Origin of the sequence: Pseudomonas sp. 2822-17 (assembly GCF_002742485.1) — a bacterium.
Taxonomy (GTDB): Bacteria; Pseudomonadota; Gammaproteobacteria; order Pseudomonadales; family Pseudomonadaceae; genus Aquipseudomonas; species Aquipseudomonas cyclaminis.
This window is the reverse complement of sequence record NZ_LJRZ01000037.1, coordinates 1-228: the sequence shown is the minus strand read 5'-3', so window position 1 is coordinate 228 and position 228 is coordinate 1. Positions and strand designations below refer to the sequence as shown.

Here is a 228-nt window from a genome sequence, read left to right as displayed (position 1 = left end):
GAATTTAAAAAAGAAATATGAAAATTATTTACTAAACGGACAGATACAAGAGGCCCAAACAGTACTGGAATCTATTAACAGTGGTATAACACACTCATTTTGGGGAATTGAGCAAACTATGGTATGTTGTGAGCAGTTTGGAGGATTTGAAAATAACAGGAATAAATTATCAGAAATCGCCAGAGAAACCAATAAATACCTTATTTTAATGTTAAGTGAGTTTTATAG

General features: G+C 31.1%; 1 protein-coding gene. It reads left to right on the top strand.

What is annotated here, in order from left to right; all coding sequences use genetic code 11:
• A partial coding sequence (locus tag AOA60_RS33180) for a hypothetical protein (protein WP_218240458.1) occupies window positions 1-228 on the top strand: 228 nt, incomplete at both ends.